Below are 10,868 nucleotides of genomic sequence, written 5' to 3' on the forward strand. Positions count from 1 at the left end.
TGGCGCTCATTACCGTGCATGTGCGGCGCTATCCGGATCTCCCCATGGTCGCAATCGGTGCCTGCGCCTGTCTGCTGACCGCCTTGATGGCCTTGCCCTTCGCCGCACCGCTCGCGGTGACGCCGCACGATATTTTCTGGCTCTCGCTTTTCGGGCCGATCACGTCCGGCGTGGGCTTCGTGCTCTATGCCAAGGGAGCGCAACGCCTTGCAGCCAGTGAAGCGGGCCTGCTCGGTGCCCTGGAAACACCGCTGGGACCGCTTTGGGTGTGGCTGCTGTTCAACGAGATTCCGAACCGGCCCACCCTGCTCGGCGGCGGTCTCATTTTCGCCACTCTGCTGATCTATGTCTGGCGCGAAAACCGCAGCGGCAGCGTCAAGCGGGACGCAAAATAATCATGCAAATGTGCAAGTAGCATCGCATCACATGCGGCGCCCAAATTTGTCGCGATTCAGTTAGTCATTGGCGGGAAAGATTCACAGCCTTCGCTTCAGTTATTCCCCACCCCATACCATTCTGTGCCTGCAGGTAAGGATCGCCTGCAATGCAATGGGGACCACACGATGGGCGTACAATTCAGGCAAAACACGAAGACAGTTCAGCACAAGGGCGTCATCGCCACGATGTCGCGCACGAAGCAGCCGGCTGCAGCGCGCCCGCAAAAGGCGGCGATGTCGGATGCGGCCCTATCGGAGGCGACCAGCGCCACGGCAATCCTGCGCGCCCTTGCCGACCTCTATGAAGCGATCGCCGAGCGACTGCTCGACCGGATTCATGACCGCCCGCGGGATCGCAAGCAGGCGCAGGCCCTCAGCCGTCACCTCGATTGGGTCGGCGCGCGGGCACAGATGGTCGGCAGTTTCCTTCAGGCCGGCGATTGCGCCATGACCTATATCTGCGCCTCGGCCGATGCGCAGCGCCGTCTGATGCCCTTGATCAGACTGGCGGCGCAACAGCTGGCAAAGCCCGGCCGCCTGTCCGTCGCTCTCTATCTGGCTGAACGCATCGACGAGGAATTGCGTCTGGTCTGAAACGGTCCTCATCGTAGCGGACCTTTCCACCCCGATCTTTCGACCCCTAACCTGACGACCCCTAACCCGACGACCCTGTATTGCCTTCAAAAGGGTGGCTCCGACGAGCCGCCCTTTTTCTTCTTCAATCGATATCGACGATGACGGCGACATGGTCGCTGGGCTGGGTCCAGCCGCGCATATCCTTGAGGATGGTGGCATGGCGCACGCGCTTCGAGATCGCCGGCGTCACCCAGATATGGTCGAGGCGCCGGCCGCGGTCGTTCCTGGTCCAATCGGCCGAGCGATAGCTCCACCAGGAAAAAAGCTTGATCGGCGGTGGTGTCACCTGGCGCACCGCATCGACCCATTTGCCGGCCTCTTGCACGGCGTTCAGTTTCTCCACCTCGATCGGCGTGTGGCTGACGACCGAGAGCAGCTGCTTATGGGACCACACATCGTCCTCGAGCGGCGCGATGTTGAGATCGCCCACCATGATCGCCTTGCCCTTGGCCGAGGCCCCGGCCTTCGTGCCGGCGGCGAAATGATCCCTGAGCTCGTCGAGGAATTGGAGTTTGTGCGCGAACTTCACATTCTCGTCCGGGTCGGGAATGTCGCCGCCGGCGGGAATGTAGAAATTATGCAGCTCGACATCGCCGTCGAGGACGACATGGGCGTGGCGCGCATCGCCTTTGAGGCACCAGTTCTTCGGGTCCATCACGCGGAACGGGATGCGCGACAGGATGGCGACGCCGTTATAGCCCTTCATGCCGTGGAAACGGACATGCGGATAGTCCAGCGCCATGACCGCTTCGAGCGGGAACAACCCGTCCTCGACCTTGATTTCCTGCAGGCAGATGACGTCCGGCCCTTCCTGTTGAACCAGGCGGCGCAGGAGGTCGATGCGCAAGCGCAATGAGTTGATGTTCCAGGTGGCGACGCGCATCGATGATCCAATCAGCCGTGAGGTCGAGTGCGTGCTGAATTCGCATGTCGACTCGGCTGTCGTCCAGCAAGCTGCCGATTGTTGAACGCCCGCACAGGAATGCGTGGAGCAGAACCTGCAGAGTAAGAACGCCCGGAAAATAAGAACGGGCAAAAAATAACAACACCCAGAAAATAAGAACGCCCGGTCAGGGGAGGACCGGGCGTTCGATACTCCGTGTTATCGGAGTCCGGTTACGGTGGGGGAGACCGCTTCCGGTGCTGACGACGGTCATTGCAACCATCGCCATTCGCATGGAACTTAGATGATCCTGATACACCCGAATTCAAGGGGTGGGATTCCGAAAGAATGCAATTCTGACTGCGCATCGCTGCATAACTCGGAAGTGTTTGGAATCGCCGCGCGAATCCGCACCTCACGCGAATATGATCAGGAATCGAACCGGCAGCGGGAAGAAAATCGGGGCCGATTTACGCCGCTGCACCCGATTTACGCTTGGTGTTGGAGCGCCGCTCGGCGGCATAGGCGCGCACCGCGTCGCCGAAAGCACGGAAGAGTTTCATCGAATCCGCATTGTCGGTGCAGCGATATTCGGGATGCCATTGCACACCCAGGGCAAAGCGCTTGCCCGGCACGCGCACCGCCTCGATGACGCCATCGGGCGCGCGGCCTTCCACCACCAGCCCGCTGCCCAAGCGATCGATCGCCTGCCAATGCACCGAATTGATGGTGATTTCCGGCGCGCCGAGGATCTTGGCGAACGTGCTGCCCGCCTCAAGCTGCAGCTTGTGCGCCGGCTTATAGATCTCGTCATAGGAGCCGTCGGCACCACGATGATCCATCTTGCCCGGCAATTCGTGAATGCGGGTGTGGAGCGTGCCGCCCAGCGCCACGTTAAGCTCCTGGAAGCCGCGGCAGATGGCAAAGAGCGGAATGTCCCGCGCAAGGGCGGCGCGCACCAGCGGCAGGGTGATGGCGTCGCGGCCGGGGTCCTGCGGGCTGTCGTCGCGGTCCGGGTCGCCGTCGTAATGCTCGACCGCGATGTTGCTGGGGCTGCCGGTAAAGAGCACGCCGTCGACATGGTCAAGCAGCGCCTCGACCGGCAAAGCCGGCCCGAGTGCCGGGTAGGATAGCGGATAGACGCCGGACCCCTCGATAAGGGCGGTCAGGTATTTCTCGCCCACCGTGTGATAGTTCTGCCCGTCGATGAACTTCACGCACATCGGGACCGCCACGACCGGCGCATCGGTGCTGAGGGTCTGCTGCAGGCGGTAGGGGCCGGGCTTGCTCATGGGTGTCACTCGTCTGGTGGCGTTGTGCTGGCAGCGAATCTAGCCAGCCCCCAGGGGTCCCACAACCCACGCCGGGCGCGGGGTGGGTCCCCAAAACTTGCGGGGCGGGAAAACAAAAAGGCCCGCATCTGCATGCGGGCCTTTTCGGATCGTCTTTTCAGACGAAGGTGTTAGGCGGCGGCTTTCGCAGCGGCCTTCTCGATGCGGCGCTTCAGGCGCTTGGCTTCGGCCGGCAGGTTCTTGTCCGCCGTCTTGGCGAGATAGGCGTCGAGGCCGCCATTATGCTCGATCGAGCGGATGGCATGGGTCGTCAGCTTCAGGCGGATCTGCTGCCCGAGCGTGTCCGAAAGCAGCTTGGTTTCCTGTAGGTTGGGCAGGAAGCGGCGCTTGGTCTTGTTGTTGGCATGGCTCACATTGTGGCCGGTCTGCACGCCCTTGCCAGTGATATCGCAACGCCGGGACATGGCGGAAATCCTTCTAATCCAAACACTTAACCAAAAGAAAGGGGCCGGACTTAACGGGTTCCGGCCAGCTCGGGGCGGTTTTTACGTGGCCAAGCCCTTGGCGTCAAGGCGATTCCGGCACTTCCGGCCCCGCTTTGCCAGCCCCCCGGCCGTCAGGCCGGACGTTTCTCCCCCGTCCGTCCGGCCGTCGAGATCAGCTGGCCGATGAACTGCTCGACCACCGATTTCAGGGTGCCGGCCTGGCCGTTGACTGAGCCGGCGACCTCCAGCACATGGCTGGAGCGTTCGCCGGTCGTGTCGGCGGCGGCCTTCACCTCGGAAATGACGCTGGCCACTTCCTGGGTCTTGGCGCTGGCTTCGGTGACGTTGCGGACGATTTCCTGCGTGGCCGCCGATTGCTGGGTGACGGCGGCGAAGATGGCTCCGGTCGATTCATTCATGCCGTTGATGACCGCCGTGATCTCGGAAATGGCGTCGGCCGCGTCCTGGGCCGTCTTCTGCACGCCGGAAATCTGCGCCTCGATCTCGGCGGTGGCGTCGGTGGTCTGGTTGGCAAGGCTCTTCACCTCGGTCGCCACCACGGCAAAGCCGCGGCCGGCTTCGCCGGCGCGGGCCGCTTCGATGGTGGCGTTGAGGGCCAGCAGGTTGGTCTTGCCGGCGATATCGCGGATAAGGCCCAAGACGCCCGCCACCCTTCCGGCCACTTCGGTCAAGCCGTTGACGATGCGCCCGATCTCGGAAGCGCGGGCGACGGCGGTTTCGGCCGTCTGCGTCGCCGTTTCCGCCTGGCGCCCGATCTCGGAAATCGAGGCCGACATTTCGGTAATCGCCCCGGCGATGGATTGCGCGTTGCCGGCGGCGGTGGCGGCAAGGCGCGACACCTCCTCCGATTGCGAGCCGGAGGTCTGCGCTGCGGCGCGCATCACTTCGGATTCCTGCCTGAGGTCGCCGGCGCTGCCCATCATCGAACCGACGGCGGTGACGAAGGCGCGGTCGAAATCGGTGCACAGGGTCTGGATCTCGCGGATCTGCGCCTCGCGCCGATCCGCCTCGGCCCGGGCGGCGTTTTCCAGCTCCAGGCGCTTGCCGATGCCGACACGGAAGGTCTCGACCGCGCGGGCCATGCGGCCCAGCTCGTCGCCACGCGCCACCAGCGGCACGTTGATATCCGTGCGGTCCTCGGCCAGGCTGTCCATGATTCCGGCCAGTTCCACCACCGGCCGCGTCACATTGCGGCGGATGAACCAGACCGTGCCGAAGATGGCGAGTGCGAAAAGCAAGGCGGTGACGGCGAAAGTGACGATGCGGTCGGTGACGAAGCTGTCGATGCGGGCGCGGAGAAGTTCGGCCATGGCGGCATCATTGGCATTGCCAAAGGCGATGATCGCCTCGCGCGCGGTGTTTTCGGCGGCGGTCACGGCGGCGACGTCCAGCTTCTCGGTACCGCCGGCGAGTTCTGTCTTCATATAGGCGTCGGTAAAGGCGGCCAGCGCCGCGTTCATCGCCTCATTGCTCTTCCCCAGGCGGTCGGGGAGAATATCGACCTTGCCATAGAGATTGTCCTTGCTGCCGCCGTAAGCGGAATCCATCGACCCGGCGGCGCCCGCCACGACCGAGTTGAAGCCGCCGTCGAGCTTCAGCAGTTCGGCAACTTCGTTGATGGTGTAGCCGCCGGCCGCCGCCGTTTCATGGGCGCGGATATAGGTGGCGACCTCTTTCACCCGGTCCATGAGATCCGGCACCTTCAGCAGCACCAGATCCATCACGTAATAGGAATCGAGATCGGGATCGAGGATGAGGTTCGACTTGTCACCGACACGGGTGATGAGGGCGCGGATGGCACTTGCCGCGGCGGCCGGGTCGTCACCGCCCACGGCGGCGGCGGCAGCGCTTGCCAGCTCGGCCGATTGCATGCCCTCGCCATAGCCGGCCTCTGCCGCCGTGATGGTGCTGGCGATCGCGGCCTTGTCACCGCCGCTCAGCAATTCGCCATGGGCTTTCCGCAATTGGCCCAGATAGGTGTTGCCCTGGTCTTCCTTGGTGCCGAAATCGATGGCGATCTGCTGGGATTCATAAAGCTTGTAGATCGTGAAGCCGACCGGCAGCGCAAACAGCGCAATGGCCAGGGCCAGCTTGGCGGCAATTCCGAACGATTTCCCCATCACGTCACCCTATCCCTCAATTTCCCGAGTCCGTCATTCCGGTGCCGGCGGCAGATAGATCGGTCTGCCGGAATGCCGCACATTTGCCGGAATGCCGCACATTTGTATGACAAGCGGCGAATTTAGGGGGCGGAGCGTAAGAGATTAGTTAATTTCGTGGGAAAAAACGGCATAATGCCGGGAAAAAACACCAGATTCCGGTCTCTGCGCCGGGAATTCGATCACAAGTGGGACAAAAAGCGCGTCAGCGGGCGAGGAAACCAGCCAGCAATTCCCGGGCGGCGGTGCCCGGCGCCATCTTGCCGGCGCCGACCTTGGCTTCGAGGCTGCCGAGCTTGGCGGCCACATGCGGATCGGCCTTCAGCGCCTCAAGGAGACTGTCCGAAAGCTCGTGCCACAGCCAGGCCTTGGCCTGCTCGCGACGCTGGGCATCGAAGGCGCCAGATTGACTGAGCGCTGCCGCAAAGGCTTGCGTGCGCGCCCAGATCGCATCGATGCCCTGGTTCTTGAGGGCCGAGCAGCGCAGCACCTCGGGCCGCCAGCCGGCATGCCTGGGCTGCATCAGCCCCAATGCGTTGGCGACGTCGGCAGCACTGCGTTCCGCCGCCGCCATGAAATCGCCATCCGCCTTGTTGACGACGATGAGGTCGGCCAACTCCATGATGCCGCGCTTGATTCCCTGGAGATCGTCGCCCGCGCCCGGCAGCAGCAGCAGCAGAAAGAGATCGACCATCTCCGCCACCGCCGTCTCCGACTGGCCGACGCCGACCGTCTCCACCAGGATGAGGTCGAATCCCGCCGCCTCGCAGACCAGCAGCGCTTCCCGCGTCCGTCTCGCGACCCCACCCAGGGTGAGGCCGGCGGGCGAGGGGCGGATGAAGGCCGCTTCCGCCCGCGACAGGGCCTCCATGCGCGTCTTGTCCCCCAGGATCGATCCGCCGGAAAGGCGCGAGGAGGGATCGACCGCCAGCACGGCAAGGCGTCTGCCTCTTTCGATCGCATATTGCCCGAAGGCCTCGATGAAGGTCGATTTGCCGACACCCGGCGGGCCGGAAATGCCGATGCGCAGGGATTTGCCGCTGTCGGGCAGCAGGGCTTCGATCAGCGCCTCCGCTTGCCGGCGGTGATCGCTTCGGGTCGATTCGATCAGCGTGATGGCGCGGGCCAAAGCGCGCCGGTCGCCGGCGCGGATCTGGCTGCAATGGCTGGCAAGGGCGGACTCGTCGATGGCGTTCATGCCGGCACTTTACTGCCCGTACTTTCACCCATCAATTCGCGTCTTGCCGCTTCCTGCTGGCGGCGCCACATCGCGGCGTATTGGCCTTCCCGGGCCAGCAATGCGTCATGGCGGCCGCGCTCGACGATGTTGCCGTCATCCAGCACGATGATCTCGTCGGCATCGATGATGGTGGAAAGCCGGTGCGCGATGACCAGCGTCGTGTGGTTGCGCGCCACTTCAGCGAGATTGTCCTGGATTTCCCGTTCGGTATGGGAATCGAGCGCGGAGGTCGCTTCGTCGAACAGCAGGATCGGCGGGTCTTTGAGGATGGTGCGGGCGATGGCGACGCGCTGCTTCTCACCGCCCGAAAGCTTCAAGCCGCGCTCGCCGACCTTGGTCTGGTATCCGTCGGGCAGGGCTTTCACGAAATCATGGATATGGGCAAGGTCCGCCGCCTGCTCGATCTGCGCCTGGCTCGCGCCCGGTTTGCCATAGGCGATGTTGTAAGCGACCGTATCGTTGAAGAGGACGGTGTCCTGCGGGACAATGCCGATGGCGGCGCGCAAGCTGGCTTGCGTCACGTCGCGAATATCCTGCCCGTCGATGAGGATGCGCCCCGCATTCACGTCGTAGAAGCGGAACAGCAGGCGCGACAGGGTCGACTTGCCCGCACCCGACGGCCCGACGATGGCGAGCTTGTGCCCGGCCGGCACGGTGAAGCTGATGCCCTTGAGGATCGGCCGCCTCGGGTCATAGCCGAATTCGACATTGTCGAAGCGGATCTCGCCCGATGTCACCATCAGCGGCTTTGCCCCGGCCTTGTCGGCGATTTCGATATCGACGCGCAGAAGTGCGAACATCGCTTCCATGTCGATGAGCGACTGGCGGATTTCGCGGTAGACGAAGCCGAGAAAGTTCAGCGGCAGATAGAGCTGGATGAGATAGGCGTTGACCAGCACGAAATCGCCCACGGTCATCTTGCCCGTCGCGGCACCATGCGCCGCCATGCCCATCATCAGCACCAGGCCGGTGGCGATGATGAAGGCCTGGCCCACATTCAAGAGCGCCAGCGAGGTGCGGCTCTTGACCGCCGCCACTTCATAGGCCTGCAGCGCCACGTCATAGCGCCGCGCCTCATGCTCCTCATTGCTGAAATATTTGACCGTCTCGTAATTCAAGAGCGAATCCACGGCCTTGGTGTTGGCCGATTGGTCGCTCTCGTTCATGTCGCGGCGGAACTTGATGCGCCATTCGGTGACGGAGAGCGAATACCAGATATAGACGGCGATCGTGACGAAGGTGACGGCGGCATAGGTCCAGTCATAAAGCGTCCACAGAATGACGCAGACCATGCCGATCTCGATGAGGGTGGGCAGGACGTTGAACAGGATGAAGAAGAGCAGGAACTCGATGCCCTTGGCGCCGCGCTCGATGGCGCGGTTGAGGCCGCCGGTCTGCCGCTCCAGATGAAATTTCAGCGACAGGGAATGCAGATGCCGGAAGGTGGAAAGTGCCACGGCGCGGATCGAACGCTGCGCCACCTTGGCAAAGATGCCGTCACGGAACTCGGCGAAGGCCTGGGAAATGACGCGGGCGATGCCATAGGCGACGAGCAGGCCCAATGAGACGCCGATGACGCTGGTGGCCGTAGCCCCCGCCGTTCCGATCTGGGGGCCCAGCGCATCGACCATGCGCTTGAACAGGATCGGCACATAGACATTGGCGACCTTGGCGATGATCAGGCAGAGGACGGAAAGCACGACCCGGCCGCGGAGGTCCCATTGCCCCTTGGGCCACAGATGCGGCAGCAGGGCCCGAAGCGCCTGCATCTGGGTATGCGGGTTGGTATCGCCACCCCCTGGTCCCGGTTGGGCCGATTTCGATTGGGCCGATTTCGGTTGGGAGGGGGTGTGAGGCGAGGCCATCGGTGCATCCTGGCAGGTAAACTGTTCAGTTCAGCAATATAGGGAAGCGTGCCGCCGGGCAAAGGGTCAGGAATGCGGGGGTGGCATGCATGGGGACTAACGTATTGATTCTCGTCATCCCCGGGCTTGACCCGGGGATCCAGGACGACGGGGCTCGGTCAATCGGTCGCAAGCTGATGCCCGGGTCAAGCCCGGGCATGACGAACGCCAGAGGCGTGAAGGGTCGGCATCAGCGAGGGATCCCCCACCTCTCCTTGATCGCGGCGCGGGGCGGATGCTAGTTAGGCAGCCATGCAGCAGAAAACAAAAATTGCCCCCTCCATCCTGTCGGCCGATTTCGCCAAGTTGGGCGCGGAGGTTGCCGCCATCGCGGCGGCGGGCGCCGATTACGTCCATGTCGATGTCATGGATGGCCATTTTGTGCCCAATATCACCATCGGGCCGGCCGTCATGAAGGCTTTGAAGCCCCATGCCGCCATTCCCTTCGATGTTCATCTGATGATTGCCCCGGTTGATCCCTTCGTGGCCGAATTCGCTGCCGCCGGGGCCGATATCATCACGTTCCACCCGGAAGCGGGGCCGCACCCCCACCGCACCGTCCAGCTGATCAAATCCCTGGGCAAAAAGGCGGGGGTTTCGCTCAACCCGGCCACGTCGATCGACGTACTCGATTACCTGCTGCCCGACCTCGACCTCGTCCTGGTGATGAGCGTCAATCCGGGCTTCGGCGGCCAGGCCTTCATTCCCTCGGCGCTGGAGAAAATCGCCGAAATCCGCCGCCGGATCGACAAGGTCAGCGCCGCCCAGGGCGGGCGCGTCATCGATCTTGAAGTCGATGGCGGCATCAATGCCGAGACGGCGAAGCAGGTGGTGGCGGCCGGCGCCGATGTGCTGGTGGCCGGCACCGCGACCTTCAAGGGCGGTCCTGCAGCCTATGCCGGCAATATTGCCGGCTTGCGCGCTTAAAACCGGGCCCGGCGCCGCAATGGCCGAGGGCAGCAGCAGCGATGTGAAAAAGGCCGGTCAGCGTCGCGGCAACCAGCGCCCGAAACTGGTGGCCCCGCGCCTGCAGACCTTCTTTTCGCTGCCGGGCCAATTGATCTGGCAGCGCTGCAAGCGCCGGCTGATGCAGCCGGTTTATCATAGCGGCCTCTATCACCTGACCCTGGGCAAGCGTTCCGCCGGCGAATTGCAGCTTCCCTCGCCCGAACCCTGGCCGGGCGATCCGCAGGCAGGTCTCCTGCTGCTCAGCGACGAATTCCGCTTCGCCGGCGAAGTGGTGCGTTCCCCGAAGCCCCTCGGCAACCCGATCGGCATGAGCGATGGCTGGCGCGAAATCGTCAATTCCTTCGCCTGGCTCAATGATCTCCGCTCCGTGGGCGGTCCCTCGGCGCGGGCGCTGGCCAAGCAGCTCATCACGCGCTGGATGGACGAAAACGAGCGCTACGACGAATTCGCCTGGCGCGCCGACATCCTGGCCGCACGCATCCGCAACATCCTCCTCAACCACACCTATCTCGAGGTCAACAGCGACGCGCTCTTCCGCTCGCAGCTGCTGCTCTCCCTCTCGCGCCAGGCCGAACATCTTGCGCGGGCACTGCCGGACGGATTGGCGGGTGCGGCGTTGGTGAAGGCCATCATCAGCCTGATGCTGGCCGGGCTCATCCTGCCGCGCGGCGAAAAATGGCTGGCCAAGGGGCAGGCGTTACTTGGTCCCACCTTAACCGCGCAGATCCTCGCCGACGGTGGCCATGTCGAACGCTCGCCGCAATTGATGCTGGAGTTGCTGCAGCATCTCATCGATTTGCGTGACGTCTACACTTCGGCCGGGATGAAGCTGCCCGACGGCC

10 protein-coding genes are annotated in these 10,868 nt (G+C 63.5%); 4 read left to right on the forward strand and 6 right to left on the reverse strand.

Going from position 1 to position 10,868, the window contains the following annotated elements; all coding sequences use genetic code 11:
• On the forward strand, positions 1-395 hold a 395-nt coding region (locus ACE3OA_RS21120), incomplete at its 5' end, for a DMT family transporter (RefSeq protein ID WP_374314551.1).
• Positions 396-563: 168 nt separating this feature from the next.
• Positions 564-1,031 (forward strand): hypothetical protein, encoded by a 468-nt coding sequence (locus tag ACE3OA_RS21125; RefSeq protein ID WP_374314553.1) that lies wholly within the window; start codon positions 564-566, stop codon positions 1,029-1,031.
• A gap of 124 nt (positions 1,032-1,155) precedes the next feature.
• Here the strand turns inward: ACE3OA_RS21125 and ACE3OA_RS21130 are convergent, their stop codons facing one another.
• From ACE3OA_RS21130 to ACE3OA_RS21155, 6 genes are all read right to left on the reverse strand, one after another.
• Positions 1,156-1,956 (reverse strand): exodeoxyribonuclease III, encoded by an 801-nt coding sequence (locus ACE3OA_RS21130; RefSeq protein WP_374314555.1) that lies wholly within the window; start codon positions 1,954-1,956, stop codon positions 1,156-1,158.
• A gap of 470 nt (positions 1,957-2,426) precedes the next feature.
• A complete protein-coding gene (locus ACE3OA_RS21135) occupies positions 2,427-3,248 on the reverse strand; it encodes a gamma-glutamyl-gamma-aminobutyrate hydrolase family protein (protein ID WP_374314557.1) in 822 nt (273 codons plus the stop codon).
• Positions 3,249-3,418: 170 nt separating this feature from the next.
• A complete protein-coding gene (gene rpmB, locus ACE3OA_RS21140; protein ID WP_374314559.1) occupies positions 3,419-3,712 on the reverse strand; it encodes a 50S ribosomal protein L28 in 294 nt (97 codons plus the stop codon).
• Between the two features lie 152 nt (positions 3,713-3,864).
• On the reverse strand, positions 3,865-5,874 hold the full coding sequence (locus tag ACE3OA_RS21145) for a methyl-accepting chemotaxis protein (RefSeq protein WP_374314569.1): 2,010 nt from the start codon (positions 5,872-5,874) through the stop codon (positions 3,865-3,867).
• Between the two features lie 244 nt (positions 5,875-6,118).
• Complete coding sequence (gene meaB / locus ACE3OA_RS21150; protein ID WP_374314561.1) at positions 6,119-7,111, reverse strand: methylmalonyl Co-A mutase-associated GTPase MeaB; 993 nt, start codon at positions 7,109-7,111, stop codon at positions 6,119-6,121.
• Positions 7,108-9,018 (reverse strand): ABC transporter ATP-binding protein/permease, encoded by a 1,911-nt coding sequence (locus tag ACE3OA_RS21155; protein ID WP_374314563.1) that lies wholly within the window; start codon positions 9,016-9,018, stop codon positions 7,108-7,110. Before ACE3OA_RS21155 ends, meaB begins: the two co-directional genes overlap by 4 nt.
• 291 nt (positions 9,019-9,309) lie before the next feature.
• Here ACE3OA_RS21155 and rpe point away from each other — a divergent pair, with 291 nt between their 5' ends.
• Together rpe and ACE3OA_RS21165 are read left to right on the forward strand one after the other, a co-directional pair.
• Positions 9,310-9,984 (forward strand): ribulose-phosphate 3-epimerase, encoded by a 675-nt coding sequence (gene rpe, locus ACE3OA_RS21160; protein WP_374314565.1) that lies wholly within the window; start codon positions 9,310-9,312, stop codon positions 9,982-9,984.
• 19 nt (positions 9,985-10,003) lie between these two features.
• The coding region (locus ACE3OA_RS21165; protein WP_374314567.1) for a heparinase II/III family protein at positions 10,004-10,868 on the forward strand (865 nt) is incomplete at its 3' end.

It is taken from the genome of Dongia sp. (genome assembly GCF_041906375.1).
In the GTDB taxonomy this organism is placed as follows: Bacteria; Pseudomonadota; Alphaproteobacteria; order Dongiales; family Dongiaceae; genus Dongia.

What these genes read in the sequence shown, in the direction of transcription:
- ACE3OA_RS21135 (WP_374314557.1), bottom strand. Translation starts at nt 3,248, where the DNA reads ATGAGCAAGCCCGGCCCCTACCGCCTGCAGCAGACCCTCAGCACCGAT.
- ACE3OA_RS21145 (WP_374314569.1), bottom strand. Translation starts at nt 5,874, where the DNA reads ATGGGGAAATCGTTCGGAATTGCCGCCAAGCTGGCCCTGGCCATTGCG.
- ACE3OA_RS21130 (WP_374314555.1), bottom strand. Translation starts at nt 1,956, where the DNA reads ATGCGCGTCGCCACCTGGAACATCAACTCATTGCGCTTGCGCATCGAC.
- meaB (WP_374314561.1), bottom strand. Translation starts at nt 7,111, where the DNA reads ATGAACGCCATCGACGAGTCCGCCCTTGCCAGCCATTGCAGCCAGATC.
- ACE3OA_RS21125 (WP_374314553.1), top strand. Translation starts at nt 564, where the DNA reads ATGGGCGTACAATTCAGGCAAAACACGAAGACAGTTCAGCACAAGGGC.
- rpe (WP_374314565.1), top strand. Translation starts at nt 9,310, where the DNA reads ATGCAGCAGAAAACAAAAATTGCCCCCTCCATCCTGTCGGCCGATTTC.
- ACE3OA_RS21155 (WP_374314563.1), bottom strand. Translation starts at nt 9,018, where the DNA reads ATGGCCTCGCCTCACACCCCCTCCCAACCGAAATCGGCCCAATCGAAA.
- rpmB (WP_374314559.1), bottom strand. Translation starts at nt 3,712, where the DNA reads ATGTCCCGGCGTTGCGATATCACTGGCAAGGGCGTGCAGACCGGCCAC.